Below are 19,304 nucleotides of genomic sequence, written 5' to 3'. Positions count from 1 at the left end.
GGACGGCAGCAACGTGCTGGGCACCACCACCGCGGGCGCGGACGGCACCTGGAGCTTCACGCCGAGCGTGGACCTGGGCCGCGGGGACCACACCTTCACCGCCACGGCGAAGGACCCGATGGGCAATGAATCGAGCAGCAGCAGCTGGACCGTGACCATCGACACCGATGCACCGGTGAAACCGACCATCGACGCGGCGCTGGACGACGTGGGCAGCGTGCAGGGTAACCTGGCGAACGGCGGCACCACCGACGATCCGACCCCGACCCTGAGCGGCAAGGCGGAAGCGGGCAGCACCGTGAAGATCTACGATCAGAACGGCCTGCTGGGCGAAGTGACGGCGAAGGCCGACGGCACCTGGAGCTTCTCACCGGTGGCGAAACTGCCGGAAGGCGAGCACCGCTTCCACGTGACGGCCACCGACAAGGCGGGCAACACCAGTGTGGCATCGGACGACTTCGTCCTGACCCTGGACTACACCGCGCCTGATGTGAGCAAAGTGAGCATTACCGATGTGGTGGATGATTTTGGTTCCGTCACCGGATCGATTGCTTCGGGTGGTAAGACGGACGATAACACGCCGTTGATCAAGGGTACGGGCGCAGAGCCGGGCAACACCATCACCGTCTACAACGGCGACAAGGTGATCGGCACCGCGAAAGTACAGGCTGACGGCACCTGGGAACTTCAGGTCACGAAAGCCCTGCCTGATGGGACGTACAACCTGACGGTGAAAGAGACCGACAGCGTGGGTAACACCACGGCGGCATCACCAGAATACATTATTCAGATCGATGCTGGCGGTCAGCCGCTGCCACCGACCCTGAGCAGTGTGGAAGATGATGTTGCGCCGCATACCGGCCCATTACAAAAGGATGCGACAACCAACGACAACACCCTGTTGTTGACGGGTACGGCTGAAGCCGGTGTCACGGTTCGCATTTATGGCGGCCCGAACGGTACCACCCTGCTGGGTGAAACCAAGGCCGATGCCCAGGGTAAATGGAGCTTCAATACGCCGAAACTGGCGGACGGCGTTCATACGTTTGTCGCGGAAGCGATTAACGACATTGGTCAGGTAAGCCCGCAGACTGGCGGCTTCCCAATCACGGTCGATACCAGCGCGCCGGGTGAGGTCACTGGCTTTATCGTGAGCGATAACGAAGGTCCGAAGACCGGTACATTGTCCAATGGCGATACCACTGACGATGCGACACCGACGATCAGCGGTAAAGCAGAGCCAGGCAGCGTTGTTCACATCTATGTGAACGGCCAGGAAAACGGTACTGCGATTGCAGACGCGAACGGTAACTGGACTTACACCACCGGTTCTCTGGTGGATGGAGAATACACCTTCACCGCGCGTGCTGAAGATTCAGCAGGCAACCTGGGGGCTGAAAATGCCGGAGTCACCGTCACGCTTGATACCTCCAGCGTTCCGGTCACCATCGTCCGCGTAATGGATGATAAAGGCAGCGTCACGGGTGAACTGAAGGCGAACGACGTCACTGACGACGCGCGTCCGGAAATCATCGGTAAGGCGAAAGCAGGCAGCACTGTCACCATCATGGATGGCAACGTGGTGTTGGGCAGCGTCAAGGCCGATGCCAGTGGCAACTGGGTATTTACGCCTACCAGCGATCTGGGCGATGGTGTACACAACATTACGGCAATCGCGAAAGATCTGACGGGTAACGAGGATACCTCCAGCACCTTCAGCTTCGAAATTGACAGTAAAGCACCGAACCGTCCGAGTATCGATTACGCGGAAGATCAGGTGGGAACGATCAAGGACGATCTGAACAGCAACGATGTCACTGACGATCCGCAGCCAATCCTGCACGGTACGGCTGAAGCGGGCAGCACCGTCAATATTTACACCGTTGACGGCACCCTGCTGGGTTCAGTCACCGCGAACAGCAACGGGGCATGGAACTTCAAACCGGGCAGCAAGTTACCGGAAGGCAAAAACACCTTCTACGTGACGGCCACGGATGAAGCCGGCAACGTCAGTGACAAGTCTGCGGACTTTATTCTGACTACCGACTACACCGCGCCGGATGCGAGCAAAGTGACCATTGATTCCGTAACGGATAACGTGGGTAACGTTCAGGGTATTGTTGCAGATGGCGGGGTACTGGATGACTCACGTCCGGTGATCCGTGGCTCTGGTGCTGAAACGGGCAACGTCATTACCGTCTATACCACCGACAAAGACGGCAACACGAAAGTGTTGGGCACGACCAAAGTGGATCAGAATGGCAAATGGGAACTGACGCCATCTGAGTCTCTTTACGGTGATTCAATCAACAAACTGACCGTGACGGAAACCGATAGTGTTGGCAACGTGGCGAAACCGGCTGACAGCTATGACGTCATTATGTCTGACACCCCGAATGCGCCAGCGATTGTTAACGTCCTGGATGATACTGGCACAACTGTTATCAATCTGGCCGACAATGCGTTGACCAAAGATGACACGCCGACCCTGAAAGGGACTGCGGATGGTGTTGCAGGCGATACCATCACCATCTACAACGGTAGTCAGGTTGTGGGTAAAACAACGCTGAACAGCGATGGCACCTGGAGCTTTACGCCATCACCAGCGCTGGCTGATGGTAACTATATCTTTACGGTGACCAATACCAACAGCGCGGGTCAGGAGAGCGATCGTAGTGGTTCGTTCACCCTCACTATTGACTCAACAGCACCAAATCCGGTTTCCGGTTTACAGGTGGCTGACGATCAGGGGGCCTGGAAAGGTCAGTTAACCGACGGTATGACCACCGACGACAACAAACCGACCTTCACGGGTAAAGCAGAGCAGGGTAGCACGGTCACTATCTACGATAACGGCCAGGCGATTGGTTCAGTTGTTGTGACTAACACTGATGGTAGCTGGCAGTACACGCCAACCACGCCATTAGCAGATGGTGAACACCAGTTTGCGACCCAGGTAACGGATCCGGCGGGTAACGCGAGCGCGATCGTTGACGATATCACCGTTAACGTCTCCACGGGCGCAAGCTATCTGCAACTGCTGCAGGTGGTGGATGATGTCCAGGAAACGGGCGGCTCACGCGTGCTTCGCGAGGGTGAAGTCACCAACGACAGCCAGGTACAGCTGGTTGGTAAGGCGACGGCAGGCAGCACCATTATCATCACTGACGTCGGTGGCGTTCAGCTTGGCACGGTGAAAGCAGATGCCAACGGTGACTGGGAATTCACGCCGCTGAGCAGCCTGAGTGATGGCGCGCATACGCTGCGTATTACCGGGACCGATCCGTCAAATAACCCGCTCACCCCGATTGACTTCGATCTGGTGGTGGACACGGTTGCGCCTGTTGCGCCGGTTATCACAAACGTGCTGGATGATGTGAACCCTGTTCAAGGTTCCGTTGCTCACGGCAAGCCTACCAACGACACCACGCCGGAAATCACCGGTACGGCGGAGAAGGGAAGCACGGTCAATGTGTACCATCAGGTGGATGCGACCACGCGTATCCTGCTGGGTACCGCCGTTGCCGATAGCACGACGGGCCTGTGGACGCTGCAGATCACTGACGCGAACAAGCTGACTGAAGGCACCTGGAATCTGGTGGCAACCTCCACGGATGCGGCTGGCAACATCAGCACGCCGAGCAACACCTGGACGATTGTTGTCGATACCACCGTGTCTGACGCGGTTATCAATATCAGCTCTATTTCAGAAGACCGGGGGGCATCAGATACTGACTTCATCACCAGCGATAACACGCTGTTGATTAACGGTCAGCTGACGAAAGCCCTGCAGGCGGACGAATGGGTTGAGATTAGCCTCGACAACGGTGCAACCTGGACGCGTGCCTCAACGGTGACCAGTACATCCTGGACTGTGGATATGCAGAACACGCCGCTGAATGATGGTGCTTACACCATTCAGGCTCGCGTGGTGGATAACGCCGGTAACGTTGGCAGCACTGATTCTCAGGCGCTGCAGGTGGCAACAGGCGGCAGTGACATGAATGGTCTGTCTACGACCACCAAAGTCACCACCGATACCAGCCATGGTCTGACGACCGGTGATCACTTCAGCCATGCTGCGACAGCAACTAACAGCGACATGGTTACCCGTGACCGTACGGTGACCATCAGCGGTAACCTGAGCGCGGCGCTACAGGCGGGTGAGCATCTGCAGATCTCCCTGGATAACGGCAAAACCTGGCAAACGCTGGCACTCAACGGCCAGAGCTGGAGCTATGTACTGCCGGAAGCGACAGCAAGCACCACTCACAGCTTCAAGCTGCAGGTGATTGACGTTGCGGGCAACCCAGGTACGAACACGAAGTTTGCGGATAGCTACAACGTGGTTATCGATCTGGATTCTCCGAACGGTATTACCGGGGCGCCAGATGTGCCGCAGCACACCACCACAGGAGATTCGTTTACCTTCTCCAGCGGTCAATACGGTCGTGTTGAAGCGGGGGCGATTGTCTCGCTGGTGAGTGACGTCAACAACAACGGGACATATCAGGAAGGTCTGGATCAGGTCATTGGCTTCGTGAAGGCTAACGCTGACGGCTCCTGGAGTCTGAATACGTCACTGCCTTCTGGCGCACATAACCTGGCCTTTGTGGTCTGGGATGAAGCGGGTAACCGCTCAAGCATGAGCGCCAGCACCAGTACAGGTGTCACCGAAGGTGGCGGCAGTACGCTGATTGAACAAACCTGGGGGGGGACGACCGATGCGGATAGCCGCGGTCTGAACGCCGCTGCGGTGACCATCAGTCAGGACGGTTTGTGGTCATTCTTCCAGAGTGCTCGCGGCACGTCAGGTACAACAACCGCTAACGCCGGACGTGTCTATGACGCTGTCACGCGTGAAGACTACGATTCAACGTACCTTGCGCAACCGTCCACCGGAAATGGTGCAGGCTATAACGTCGATGACGCGTCCTACAGTCGCTATATCAACTCGGCAGCCTTTGCGGACATTAACCGTGATGGTTATGCCGACGTGATGTCGCAGGTCAGTAGCTATGGTAACGCGGGTCGTACCGCCTACTGGCTGCAGAACGCGGACGGTAGTTACTCCGCGAAGGCGCTGGATCAGGGCACCCTGAACCACCTCGGCGGCGTGATTTCCTATGACCGTGAAGGTGATGGCTATCTGGACTTTGTGCTGGGTGACTCCGAAGCAGACTCCATTTCGTTCATCAAAAATACGCAGGGCACGCTGAGTTACGAGGACAACTCCGGCTTCTCTGACGGACATCCTGGCGGGGCATTGCCAACGTCGCTGAGTGTGCTGCACGAAGTCGGGGCTGTGGATATCGATAACAACGGTACTGTAGATATTACGGCACATATTGACTACAACGGCGCTGGCAACCTCGTCGGCAACAACTCCCGCGGTCTGGGTATCTTGTATAACCAGACTACCGGGACGTCGAACACCAACTTCGGTGAAGTTGGCTACTACGCGAACGTGTTCCGTGACGATGGCCATGAAGACTACGGTAACTTGTCTATCTCCATGACCTATGCGGATTACAACAACGATGGTTGGCTGGATCTGTTCCTGAGCCGTGGTTCGAAGGGGGGCAGTAACAGCGACGAGAGCCGTATCTATCTGAACGATGGTACCGGTAAGCTCAATGCAACGGACAGCCAGGCGCAGTGGTTTGGCGATAACGTTGATGGCGGCACGTCGCTGGCAGTGGACTGGAACCACGACGGTAAGATGGACATCATCGAAGTGCCACGCTCTGGCGTGACTGGCTCGCCGATGTTGTATACCAATACCGGTAGTAACAACTGGGGCGCCAATAAAGTCAGCCTGACAGGTAGCACGACGTTCAACAACATGACGGGTGCCGTCGCACTCGACTATGACTGGGACGGTTCGATGGACCTGGTGCTGTACCGCTCTGGAGCAGATGCTGATGTCGTGGCAAGAGACGACGCGGGACGCACGATGCTGGTGAAAAACACCAATATCGCGGCGGACGGCACGAGCCTGCAGATCCGTATTGTTGACGGCAACGGCATCAATACCTTCTACAGCAACACCGTGAAGTTATACAACTCAGCGGGCGAGCTTGTGGCAACCCAGTTGATTAACCCGCAGTCCTCTGGTTCCAGCAACAGTATGGGTCTGGTGAGCTTCTTCGGGCTGGATCCGAATGAAGTTTACTCCGTGCAGATGCTGCGCATTACCGATGGTAAAGCGGATCACGTTGGCGCAACGAGCAGCATTGGTGGGTACACCAACGGTACGGTAAATGAGAGCTGGGGGGGCCTGACAACAGGTAAAGCCCATGACTCTTACGTACTGACGGCGGAAAGCAGCAATGCGGCGAACAACACCTCCGGAAACAACGGGATCATCGGGACGGGCTATAACGACACCTTCTTCGGTTCTGCAGGCAACGACACCTACAACGGTGGCGGCGGCTGGAACCAGATTGTGAGCGGTAATCCGGTCTGGAGCGAAACTGCCGGTATGGACGTTGTTGACTACAGCCGTTCAACCACTGCGATCAACGCGAACCTGTGGACAGGCACTGCAACCGGTAACGGCACCGATCAGCTCCTCAACATCGAGGGTCTCGTAGGTTCCAGTCAGCAAGATACGTTTACGGATAACTCCGCGAATAACGTGTTTGAAGGACGTGGTGGCAATGACGCCTTCTACCTGGTCAACGGCGGTAACGATACGCTGATGTACAAGGTGTTGGCAGGTCTGAGCAACGACAGCACCGGTGGCAATGGTCATGACACGATCCACGGCTTTAAGGTGGGTAATCTGGTGAAAGATAGTGATGCAGATCTGCTCGATATGAGTGAACTGCTTGACTACAAAGGTTCTATCTCCTTCTTCGAAGACGAAGGAAAACTGGAGCTGGATTACTCCTCCCGCGGCGTACTTGACTACGTCAAGGTGGAAGTTGTGGGTAGTGATACCGTGATCAGTATCGACCGTGACGGTCAGGGCGGACAGCATGGATTTACGCAGGTTGTCACGCTGGCTGACGTGCAAACGGATTTGGTGACGCTGCTACAGAATAACCAAATCATGATGTAACCCAGTAAATACCCGCCATCTTCGGATGGCGGGCTTTCTGCACGCATCTACCAATCGTTGTTACACAGTCATTCACTGGGTTAATCGGGAATTTGATAAATGAAAGTAACCCTTAATAAGTTTAAAAAAATAAACCTGGCGTGTGCGATTACTGCCGCGCTCAGCATATTGATATCCAGCACTGCATATTCGGCAGAACGAGTGAAGCACGTCATCGATATACCGGAAGACGTCAAAACCACTTCAGGGAAGACGGCACCACAGCCTTACCGTCCGGTTGCGGATGTGACACCGGAACTGGCACAAATTGTGGTTTATTACCCTGAGGGGAGCGTGCCCGCGACGATTTACGTCGACCGCGAGCTGCAGTCGGTACTGCTGCCGGGGCAATTTACCGTCCTGTGCGCCGCGCCAGGCGCGCATGCGGTGGAGTCCTGGTTCAACGATCACCCTGCTTATCAGGGGAAACAAAATCCTCTGCAACAGCTCAATGCCGAGAGTGCGCAAACCTATTTTATTCAGGTTAATCCAGGTACGTCAGGAAATACGGCGGCCCTGGAAGAGCGTTCCCGGGCTGAAGCCCTGTTGAGTAAGATGCATAAACAGACCAAAATTATTAACCGTGCATCGCAGGTAAAAACCTGTGATTACATTAATAACAGCGGTGTGGTGCTTATTCAGGAGCAAGTCCTGTTCCGCTTTGCGGCAAGTAATGCGGCAGGGATTTTTGCTGAATCCCGCAATAAGCTGGACGAGGTGGTGAAATTCACCAAAAAGGCGAATAACGTCAGTGAGATCCAGATTGTGGGTTATACCGACGCAATTGGTAGCCGTGAGGCTAACCAGCGCCTGTCTGAAGCACGTGCCGATACCGTTCGTTCATTGCTGATCGAGAAAGGGATTAAACCGGAGCTGATCAATAACACGACGGGCAAAGGAATAGCACAAAGCGCTGAAGGCTGCGGTACCTCTGCCAGCCAGCAAGCGGCAGGATGTAACGTCAATAGCCGCCGCGTAGAAATTTTAGTGAAAAGCCACTAAGTCAGCATCGATACAAAAATACGGATTGCGGAGACGCTTTCCGTATTTTTTTTTGTGAATAATTTGACGGTGTTATGGAGACACGGGGGACGTGTTAGAGGCGGTGAGGGATTAAGCAGTTTGTGGTTCGTACATCTTAATGTGGGCAATGCTGTAGTACTTTTTCTTTTCTCTGATTATGTCATGGTCAATCGAGGATTTAATGATTTCGCCGCAGGAATAGATTTTCTTTAAAGAGTTAAACCCCAACTGTTTCATTATGCTGTTGCTGTAGGTATAGGTGGTTTTGGGTTTGATGTTATATAAGGTACTGATGTCATCAATCGTGTAGCCTGAGATCATTAACTTCAGGACACAGAACTCCATATGCGTCAGTTCGATATGTTTTTTGACGATCCCGCTTTTGCTGGGGTGACGCTGGGTATGCATTTTCCTGACGATTTCATCGTTGGTCAGATTATTGATATTCACGAGACGATGTTTGTAATGCGAGCAAATGCAGGCGAAAAGCTCCGGAAAGATATCCGAGTGGTAAGCGATGATGATCTCTTCAATGGCGTGGAGGTTTGTTTTCTGTTTTAGTGAGATAAGCCACTGAAAGTAGATGATGTTGCTATAAATAGAGTCAGGAAGCACCAGGTACAAGGTAAAAAAACTATCTTTTTTCATACCTTTTACCCAGTCATGAAAATGGTGCTGATTATAAAAAGAGAGAATCTCTTCTTTTTTGAACGTATTGGAAAGTAAATGGCGCAATCCGATGTTGCTGAAATGACATCTTGATAATATGACCCGCGACGTATCCATTTTTATCCCTTTGGTTAATGTATTCTGCACGCCTCTTTTTGGTGTAAGATTTGCATGCTAACGATCTTATGATACGGTATGTATATATTTTCATTTTACACGATGTCTCAGAGTTAATATGTGAGAATAGTCTTCGCATAAATGGGAATTGTTTACGTGCCTGATGATTGGACCGCTTTCTATATTAATAATAAGAAAGTGATGTCAGGGGTTAGGATTACTCCACGTCTACAGGATATGCATACTTTTAAGGTTTATCATTTAATCAATTGTGGAATGCCACGCTTCATTCTCTCTGCACCGCCATGGGTGATTGATTAATTATAAGGAAATGTCATTTCACCGAAATGGCATAAAGAAAAGTATGAGAAAATTGCCAGCTCTGTTTATTTTCACCACGCTATTTTTACTGGCAGGGTGTCAGATAACCCCCGGAAGCCATATTGATACCGACGGAAAAACGGTTGTCGAAACGCCCGACCCCGATAATATCAATGACGTAAAGGTGAATGTTTACCCCGTTACGCCGGCGCTGATTGAGAAATTACGTGAAAACGTCGTAGTCGCCCACGCCAATGCGGAGCTGAATAAACGACTCGAAGCGTATGAGTACCGTATTGGGGTTGGTGACATCATTATGGTCACGGTGTGGGAACATCCTGAGCTTACCACCCCGTCTGGCCAGTATCGTAGCGCCAGCGATACGGGAAACTGGGTCCATTCAGACGGCACTATTTTTTATCCGTACATCGGGAAAATCCATGTTAAGGATAAAACGGTCACTGAAGTCAGAGAGCTGATTACCGAACATCTGGCGAAATACATTGAGTCCCCACAGGTCGATGTGGGGATTGCCGCGTTTCGCTCTCAGAAAGTGTATGTCTCTGGTGAAGTTAATCAGTCCGGGCAGCAGCCCATCACTAACGTTCCATTGACCATCATTGATGCGGTTAATCTGGCGGGTGGGCTGACTGAAAACGCAGACTGGGGGAATGCTGTTTTAACCCAGGGGGGTAAAAAATCAATCATTTCGCTGCAAGCGCTTATGCAGTATGGCGATCTGCAGCAGAACAGGTTGCTCTATTCCGGCGATATTCTGTATATCCCGCGTAATGATGATTTAAAAGTCTTTGTTATGGGCGATGTGGTGAAGCAAACCACCATGAAAATGGATCGCTCAGGCATGACGCTGACCGAAGCGTTGGGTAATGCGGAGGGCATGAATCAATTAACCAGTGATGCCAGCGGTATTTTTGTGATCCGTTCGGAAAACAAACCGGATGCGTCAAAGGGAAAACAGGCAAATATTTATCAGCTTGATGCCAGGGATGCGACGGCGCTGGTGCTTGGCACCGAATTCAGGCTCAAGCCGTACGATATTGTGTATGTGACGACCGCACCGATTGCGCGCTGGAACAGAGTCATTAATCAATTAATGCCAACCATTAGTGGTGTCTACAGCCTGACTGAAACGACGCGCTTCATCAGAAACTGGAGTAATTGATATGAATGGCAGGTATCAGTCCATTCTTGTCGTCTGCACAGGCAATATTTGTCGTTCCCCGGTAGGGGAACGCATTTTGCGTTCACGCTTGCCCAATATGATCGTAGATTCCGCCGGGATTGCTGCGTTAACGGGTGAAGCGGCAGATCCCGTAATGGTTAACACTGCACGTGAGAATGGCCTTTCGTTAGAGGGTCATTGTGCCAAACAACTTACACCGCTGATGTGTCGTGAATATGATTTGATTCTGGCCATGGAGCAAAACCATATTGAAGCCGTGACCCGCCTGGCAATGGAAGCCCGGGGAAAGACATTTTTATTCGGATATTGGCTCCAGCAAATGGAAATTCCTGATCCTTATCGTCGGGGTCGAGATATCTCAGGTGTTATTTTTCAACAACTTTTTTCCGCTGCCGAAGAATGGGTCAAGGTTTTCCAGCAGGTTAAATAATCAGGGCTGATTAGAGCATGTTTGACAAACAGATTAGCAATTCGCAAACCGATAATGTTCCGCGGCAGGAGGATATTGACATCGTTCAACTCCTCAAAGTCTTATATTACAGTAAGGTCTGGATAGCGGCGACGACATTACTGTTTATCGCTTTCGGCATTGTTATTGCTTACACCTTAGCGCCGGTCTATAAAAGTGATGCGTTAATTCAGGTTGAGAGAAATGCATCTACGGGGCTGTTGAATAAGCTCTCTACGATGCTGCCTGAAGGTTCCGGGGTCGCTTCAGAATCTGAAATTTCGTTAATTAAATCGCGGATGGTGATCGGTAAAACCGTGCGCGATCTGGGGCTGGATATCTCCGTGACTGAAAAACGCTATCCATTTGCGAATGGCCTGCTCCTGCGCCTGCTTGGTAAACCCACGGGTAACATTGAGGTTTCAACCTTAACTGTGCCCGAGGAGTTCCTGAACGAAGCGTTGATCCTGACGATAACTGCTGCGGGTGAGTACACCCTGCAGGTCGGCGAGGCCGTTTTACACGGTAAAGTGGGGGTTCCTCTTCACGCGCACGGCATTGATTTTATGATTGAACGTGCCGAACTGACCCAGGACACCGTGTTCATTTTACGTAAGCACAATGAATATTCGGTAATTGATGAGATCAAAAACAATATCGTCGTGGATGGAAAATCCGGTGGCAATGGGATGCTGCATCTGAGCATGACCGGCACCGATCCGGTCATGATCAGCAAAATCCTTGAAACCATCAGCCACAATTATCTTGCCCAGGACGTTGAGCGTAAGTCAGAAGAGGCCAGCAAGAGTCTGGCCTTTGTGAACGAACAATTACTGCAAATCAAAAACAATCTGGTGACGGCAGAAACGAAACTCAATGATTTCAGAAAGAATAACGAGTCGGTGGATTTATCCCTTGAAGCGAAATTCATTTTAGACAATGTGGTGTCCATTGATACCCAACTGAATGAATTAACCTTTAAAGAAGCTGAAATATCAAAGCTCTATAAACGTTCGCATCCGGCTTATAAAGCGCTGTCAGAAAAACGTGCGGTACTGCAGGAAGAGAAAGAGAAGCTCAATCAACGTATCAGTACGATGCCGCGGACTCAGCAAGAAATTTTGAGCATGACCCGTGATGTGCAGATGGGAAATGATATCTATATGGTGCTGTTGAATAAGCAGCATGAACTCAATATCAATAAGGCCAGCACGCTGGGCAATGTTCGCATTATTGACAATGCCGTCACGCAGCATAAGCCGATTAAACCGAAAAAAACGTTGATTGTCATCCTGTCGGCGCTGTTGGGCTTCCTGTTCGCCTCCGGTGTGATTCTGCTACGCAACATGTTAATTAAAGGGATCAAACAACCCGCGGAGCTGGAAAAACGGGGCATCCCTGTCCACGCCGTCGTACCGCTGGCACCTGAACTGACAAAGAGCAGACGCTGCCGGGCGATTACCACCTATCAGTCTGATGAGCTGTTAGTGAAATCGTCGCCAACCTCGCTGGCGGTCGAAGCGATAAGAGGGCTGCGGACCAGCCTTCATTTCGCCATGCTGAAGTCAGAAAATAAAATATTAATGATTTCAGGCACCTCTCCGGGGGTGGGTAAATCCTTCGTCAGTTCAAACCTTGCGGTGCTGATGGCGCAGGCCGGTTCACGGGTGCTGCTGATTGATTGCGATCTGAGAAGGGGATATTTGCACAGCATCTTCTCCCAGACGGAAGGCCATGCCGGGCTTGCCGATTATCTCTCTGCGAATGCGGCGGTGTCCCAGGTGATAGAAGAGACAGAGTACCAGGGCGTCGATTTCATTGGCCGGGGAAGAATGGTCAATAACCCCGCCGAGCTGTTTATGACGGAGAAATTCCAGACACTCGTTGACGCCTGTTCAGCGCAATACGATGTCATTCTTCTCGATACACCGCCAATTCTGAGCGTTACGGATGCCGCGATTATTGGCCGATTTGCCTCAACGTCTCTGATGGTCGTCAGGTTCGAACAGAACTCGGTCCAGGAGGTGGAAGCGGGGCTGCGTCGATTCAATCAAAACGGGATTGCCATCCAGGGGGTCATATTCAACGGCGTTGAAAAACGCGCTTCGGCCACCTATAGCTATGGCGATTACTCATACCAGGAGTAATTCATCTCTCTTCTTTTAAGGAATAAGTCTTGACAGGCCGGGAATGTGTAATATTCCTAATGCCTGTTGACTTGTTCCTGGTTAAAAGTTCCCGTTATGTAATGCAGTCTGAATGCCAATTCCAGATAAAAATGCCAGAATTAATACCAAGGAATGCTCTTAAAATCTAAATTAATGAACCATCAGGGAACCACAAGGGGGATAAACAGTAATCAACGGATGTGAAGTAGTTATTTAGAGTGGTGATGTTATATTTTGAAAAAATGTAATGATTCCGAAATAAAGAGTCGATTAAATGAATAGTAATAAAAATAAAGTCTTTCAACTCGAGTTGAAGTGGCATCCTGTTGCCGCTTCTGTGCTACTCGCTCTGCCAATTGTTGCGCACTCAGCAGAGATCAACATCAAGAACGGCGTGGTTTATACTGCCGGGAATGTGCCTGTCATTAACATTAATAAAGCCAACGATAAGGGGCTTTCTCATAATGTGTATGACAACTTAAACGTTGATAAGAATGGGCTTATCTTCAATAACAGCATGACTGAATCAAATACCGTTCTGGCGGGTAAGATTCAGGGGAACAGCAATCTGACGTCCGGGACGGCGAAAGTCATCCTGAACGAAGTCACGTCTAAAAATGCCTCTGCGATTAACGGCATGATGGAAGTGGCTGGCGATAAAGCCGATTTAATTATTGCTAACCCGAACGGTATTACCGTTAACGGTGGCGGCTCCATTAACACCAGTAAACTGACCCTGACAACCGGTACGCCGGATATTCAGAACGATCAGTTAGCCGGTTATTCTGTTAACGGTGGCACCATTACGCTGGGTAAACTGAATAACGCCAGCCCGACGGAAATTTTGTCTCGCAATGTTGTCGTGACCGATAAAGTGACAGCTAACGAGCTGAACGTTGTCGCCGGTAATAACTACGTTAACGCTGCAGGTCAGGTGACCGGTTCAGTAACCGCAGCCGGAACGCGTAATGCCAACAGCATTGACGTTGCTGCACTGGGCGGTATGTATGCCAATAAGATTAACCTCGTCAGCACCGAAAGCGGTGTCGGCGTGCGTAACCAGGGCATTATTGCGGGTGGCATCAACGGCGTAAATATTGACGCTAACGGTCAGTTGCTGAACAACACTGCGCGCATTGAGTCCTCTGGTCAGATCAATATTAAAACCAACGGCGCACTGAGCAACGTCACCGGGGATATTACCTCTGTGGGTACCATCGCGCTGGACACCAATAAAAACAGCCTCAACAACAGCCGTTCAGGCAACATTTCGACAATGGGAGACCTCTATGTTAATAGCGGCGCCATTGATAACACCAACGGCAAAATGGCGGCGGCAGGCATGCTGGCTGCGGATACCAACGGCAACACCTTAACCAACTACGGTAAAGGGAATACTGTCGGTATTGAAGCCGGTATCGTGGCGTTAAAAACCGGTACCCTGAATAATAGCAACGGCCAGATCAAGGGCGGGTATGTGGGTCTTGAATCTGCTGCTGTGAACAACAACAGCGGTTTAGTCGACTCCCTGGGCGATGTGAACGTGGTGAGCGGCGGTAACGTCGATAACAACCGGGGCATGATCCGTTCTGCGGGCGGTTTCACCAAGATTGCCGCGAAAGGTACGATTAACAACGGCGCGACCAAAACCGCCGACACGGCCAGTAATGACTCGTTAGGCATTATCGCTGAGAAGGGCGTGCAGATTGCCGCGAACAGCATCAATAACAACGGCGGGCAGATGGCGTCAAATGGCGATATCTCCCTTGAAAGTGCCGGCGCGATTGATAACTACTCGGGCAAACTGAACTCAAACAGCAAGGTTATTGCCAAAGCGGCCTCTATGCGTAACGACAACGGCGGTGTTGCGGGTCGTACCGGTGTGAGTGCCGCAGTGGGTGGAAACATCACCAACTACATCGGCGTCTTCAGCTCTGAAGAAGGGGATGTTGCCCTGGCATCGAATGCCCTGAACAACCGCGGTGGCTTCATTATGGGACAAAACGTCACCATTAATGCCAACGCAGGGGTGAACAACAACACCGCGTTCATCGTTGCCAGTAAGGTATTGAGCGTCACTGCAGGCGATAACATCGAAAACCGTTACGGTATCGATTTCGGATCCACGTTTGGTACCTACTTCGGCATGCCGCAGCAGAACGGCGGTATGGTTGGTAAAGAAGGTGTCTCGCTGTCCGGGAACTATATCTATAACGGCGAAAGCCGCATCATTGCTGAAAATGGCCCGCTTACAATGCAGGCACGAGGCAGCATTGATAACGCGCGTTCGTTGCTGGTCAGCGGCGGGGATGCCTCCATCAAAGCGGGAAGCACCCTGACGAACAACTACGCAACCATCTACAGTATGGGCGACCTGCTGATTGATGCGAACAGCGTGAGCAACTACAGCAACGGTGCGCTGGAAGATAACAACGCGACTGGCGTTATCGCGGCAGATAAAAAACTGACCATGAATGTGAAGAACAGCTTCACCAACTATGGCTGGATCAGCAGCCTCGGTGATGCCATTCTCAATATTCTGAACGGTTCTTTAACTAACCGTAATACGCTCTCCGCTGAGAAGTCTCTGACCGTGTCTGCACAGACCGGGGTTGAAAACCTGAAAGATATCGCCGCGGGCGAGCATCTGGTGGTGAACAGCCAGCGTGGTGTGACCAACAACTCCAACAGCAATATGGTGGGTGATAAGGTCACGATCTCTGCGGTCTATGATATTAACAACCGTGGCAATATCGTGGCTGACAGCAGCCTGGCGATGAGCGCTAAAGGCAATATCTATAACGATCTGTATATGATCAGCTATGGCGACATTGCGTTAAGTGCCAATAACATTGATAACGCCTCGCGTAAAATCAAAGCGGTGGGTGATGTCACGCTGACAGCGGCCGGGAATGTGAGCAACAGCCGCGGCGAAATCAGCTCTGAGACTGGCGATATCACTATCAATGCGGGTGGCACCGTAGATAACTACTACGGCCAGCTCCTGTCCGGTAGCGATATTGCGCTGAAAGCGAACCGTCTGAACAACGACTACGGTCGGGTTGCCGCTTACGGCAATATCGATCTGGCGCTGACGGGGTATTTCGACAGCAACCGTGGTTCCGTCCTTTCTCAGACGGGTGATATCACACTGGCTGCCAACACCGTTGATAACAACAACGGTCTGATTGCCGGTAAGAATGTCACCGTCGAGTCAAAAGGTGCGGTTTACAACAACACTGCGATGATCGTGGCGGACAAAAAGCTCTCCGTGAACGCGGCAGGGAATGTTGAAAACCGTGACGGTAACAACTTCGTACGTAATCATGGCGAAACCTTCGGTGTGACGGGCGATGTGGGTGGCATGATTGGCCGTGAAGGTGTCGCGGTTTCCGGTCAAAACGTCTACAACAACAACAGTAGCATCATCGCTGATAACGGTGCGCTGAGCGTGCTGTCCAAAGGGACGCTGGACAACACCCGCGCTATGCTGGTGAGCGGCGCTGACGCCATCATCAAAGCGGCCGGTACGTTCTATAACAACTATGCCACCACCTATAGTGCAGGCAACCTGGACATCACTGCAGGTACGCTGAACAACTACAGCGATGGCAGCATGGAGAGCAACACGGCGACCGGCGTTATCGCGTCAGATAAGAATCTCAATCTGACGGTTGATAACAACGTCACCAACTACGGTTGGATCAGCGGTAAAGGCGATCTGAACTTCACTATCCTGAAAGGTGCACTGACTAACCGCAATGCAATCTCTTCAGGTAACGCTCTGGCGATTAATGCCCTGAACGGTGTTGAGAACTTTAAAGACATCGTGGGTGTGGCCAGCGCGAAAATTGATACTCAGCGTCATGTTACCAATAATGCCAACGGCAATATCCTTGCACAGAATATCGTGATTAATGCCGGTGCCGACATTAACAACCGCGGTAATATTGTGAGCGATTATACGCTGTCTGTGAAAACAGCAGGGAATATCTATAACTACCTCAATATGCTGACTTATGGCGTTGCGGGTGTCACTGCGAATAACGTGACAAACAGCGGTCAGGATGCAGTATTTGGTGGCTTATACGGTATGGAACTGATTACCAATAAAGTGACCAATACCGGCACGATTGTTGGTATGTAATCTAAAGGTGTAACAAAAGGCAGCAGCTATTGTCTGATAGCGCAAAGTCAGCACGAGACCCTGCTGCCTTTTTTTCTGAGAAAGTGAATGGAACTGCGATTTAAATTTTTACTGTCATTGCTGGTAATGTCGTCTCAAGCGTTTGCAGTTGACGATATTAATGCCCTGATTAAACAGCAGCAAAATGCAGATCTAAATACTTTCAAAGAACACAAGGTGTATCGGCAGGATGTTTTCTCCAGCACCGAACGTAAAGTATTTAGACTGGACAAATTATCTGAGGAGAAAAACTGTTTTACCCTTAAAGCACTTGTTCTTGATAATGATTTTTTGAAACGTAAAACCGAAAAGGCGATAAAAAAAGAGATCGTCGGACGCTGCGTGGGCAGCATCGGTGTGGTGAAAATTGCCGCCGCGTTACAGGATTTTTATATCGATGCCGGTTACATCACGACCCGCATTACGATCCCTTCGCAGAATATTTCGTCTGGCACGCTGAAGCTTGACGTCAATGCGGGGAAAATAGAAAAAATTATTGTCGAGCATAATGATATTAATCCATGGATGCTGCCGTTTGCGAAGGAGGACATCCTTAATATTCGCGATATCGAGCAGGGTCTGGAAAACCTGCAGCAAGAACCCGGCGTGGATGTGAAGATCAATATCGAGCCGGGTACGAAGCACGGGTATAGCACCATTCGCATCAGCACCAACCGGGAAAAACAGTGGAGCGTGCGGGCGAGCTATAACAACTGGGGCGATAAAGCGACAGGTGAACACCTGACCTCTGTGGTGGGCTATCTCTATAACATCGCCCGGTTTAGCGATCTGTTTTATCTCGCCGGAACGAAGAGCACAACGGGTCAGTATCAGAGTGTAAGTGGTTACTATGCCTTGCCGGTAGGCTACTGGAACTATTCGCTGTTTTATAGCAGCAGCAAGTCGCGTCAGGCGATACCGCTCTATTACACCACGGTGGATTACGCCGGTAAGAGTGAGTACGGCAGCGTGAAGGCGACGCGCACGGTCTACCGGGATAAAAGCCGGAAGGTGACGGGGAATGCCGAGCTGATCCGTCGAAAAGCCAGCTATACCCTTAATGGCGAGGAACTTGTCTTACAGAAGCGTGACATGGACAACGTCAGGTTTGGCGTGAATTACACGCAGCAGCTGGCAAATGCACACTGGGATTCAACGGTATCCTGGCAGCGTTTTGTCACCTGGTTCGGCGCCGAAAAAACGCCGGATATGGTGTATGGCAATGTCAGTCCCGTCAGTCAGCTGGTGAATGTGGAAAGTCGCTATACCCGACAATTTTCTCAAACCGCCTATAGCGCTTTTTTTTTGGCGCAATACGCACCGCGTGAGCTGACGCTGCAGGATCAAATGACGATGGGCGATCGCTGGAGCGTGCGCGGGTTTGAAAACAGCATTGGCCTGACCGGGAACAGCGGGTACTACCTGCAAAATACATTTTATCGCCCGGTGCGAGGAATGAACGCAAATTATTATGTTGGCGTAGATGCCGGTCATATAAGACGGGACAGTGTCTATGGCGAAGAGATTATCGTCGGCAGCACCCTGGGTATTCAGGGGAATGTGAAAAGCCTGGCGTACGATTCATCAGTCTCCATGCCGGTTAAATATCCTGGCAGCATGGACGTGAATAAATTTAATTTTAATCTGAATCTTTCTTATCAGCTTTGAAAGGGAAGCACGATAAATGCGTATCGGCACGGACATTGTGGAAGTTTCGCGCATACAGCGAGCGATAACAAACTGGCAAAGCGATTTTTTACAGCGCGTCTTTACCCCGCAAGAAAATATAAAAATTAACCGGGAAGATCCTAACTATGAACGCGCATCAGGTTTCTGGGCCGCAAAAGAGGCGGTCGTTAAGGCGCTTGGCTGTGGATATCGCGACGGCATCACCTTTAAGGATATTGAAATAAACCATGACGAATTGGGTTGTCCCCATCTGATTTTCTCTGGGCGAGTCAAAGAGCTGCTTATTGAAAAGCAGATGGCGAATGCCTCGCTCAGTATTTCGCATTGTCAGCACTATGCGACAGCCGTTGTCATACTTTATTAACCTAACTAAT

Annotated in this window: 9 protein-coding genes; 8 read left to right on the top strand and 1 reads right to left on the bottom strand. The window is 51.1% G+C overall.

From position 1 onward, the window contains the following. The first annotated feature begins 13 nt into the window (after positions 1-13). Together EQV24_RS11820 and EQV24_RS11815 are read left to right on the top strand one after the other, a co-directional pair. Positions 14-7,066, top strand: coding sequence for an Ig-like domain-containing protein (locus EQV24_RS11820; RefSeq protein ID WP_130626623.1), 7,053 nt, complete (start codon positions 14-16; stop codon positions 7,064-7,066). A 99-nt stretch (positions 7,067-7,165) separates the two neighbouring features. After that, positions 7,166-8,107 (top strand): OmpA family protein, encoded by a 942-nt coding sequence (locus tag EQV24_RS11815; protein ID WP_013095694.1) that lies wholly within the window; start codon positions 7,166-7,168, stop codon positions 8,105-8,107. 111 nt (positions 8,108-8,218) lie between these two features. On the opposite strand, the gene EQV24_RS11810 is transcribed toward EQV24_RS11815, so the two are convergent. Next, the gene (locus EQV24_RS11810; protein WP_029882406.1) at positions 8,219-8,914 is read right to left on the bottom strand and encodes a LuxR C-terminal-related transcriptional regulator; all 696 of its coding nucleotides are present in this window, start codon (positions 8,912-8,914) and stop codon (positions 8,219-8,221) included. A 364-nt stretch (positions 8,915-9,278) separates the two neighbouring features. Here EQV24_RS11810 and EQV24_RS11805 point away from each other — a divergent pair, with 364 nt between their 5' ends. From EQV24_RS11805 to acpS, 6 genes are all read left to right on the top strand, one after another. Next, the gene (locus tag EQV24_RS11805; protein WP_013095696.1) at positions 9,279-10,418 is read left to right on the top strand and encodes a polysaccharide export protein; all 1,140 of its coding nucleotides are present in this window, start codon (positions 9,279-9,281) and stop codon (positions 10,416-10,418) included. Between the two features lies 1 nt (position 10,419). Beyond that, positions 10,420-10,869 (top strand): phosphotyrosine protein phosphatase, encoded by a 450-nt coding sequence (locus EQV24_RS11800; RefSeq protein WP_013095697.1) that lies wholly within the window; start codon positions 10,420-10,422, stop codon positions 10,867-10,869. Between the two features lie 17 nt (positions 10,870-10,886). Continuing rightward, positions 10,887-13,034 (top strand): polysaccharide biosynthesis tyrosine autokinase, encoded by a 2,148-nt coding sequence (locus tag EQV24_RS11795; RefSeq protein ID WP_130626622.1) that lies wholly within the window; start codon positions 10,887-10,889, stop codon positions 13,032-13,034. 295 nt (positions 13,035-13,329) lie between these two features. Continuing rightward, a complete protein-coding gene (locus EQV24_RS11790; RefSeq protein WP_130626621.1) occupies positions 13,330-17,202 on the top strand; it encodes a filamentous hemagglutinin N-terminal domain-containing protein in 3,873 nt (1,290 codons plus the stop codon). 87 nt (positions 17,203-17,289) lie between these two features. Then, positions 17,290-18,909, top strand: coding sequence for a ShlB/FhaC/HecB family hemolysin secretion/activation protein (locus EQV24_RS11785; RefSeq protein WP_130626620.1), 1,620 nt, complete (start codon positions 17,290-17,292; stop codon positions 18,907-18,909). A gap of 16 nt (positions 18,910-18,925) precedes the next feature. Beyond that, a complete protein-coding gene (gene acpS / locus EQV24_RS11780; protein ID WP_014830751.1) occupies positions 18,926-19,294 on the top strand; it encodes a holo-ACP synthase in 369 nt (122 codons plus the stop codon). Positions 19,295-19,304: the final 10 nt, after the last annotated feature.

The organism is Enterobacter sp. A8, assembly GCF_004296595.1.
Classification (GTDB): domain Bacteria; phylum Pseudomonadota; class Gammaproteobacteria; order Enterobacterales; family Enterobacteriaceae; genus Enterobacter; species Enterobacter cloacae.
This window is presented reverse-complemented; position numbering and strand designations above follow the sequence as displayed.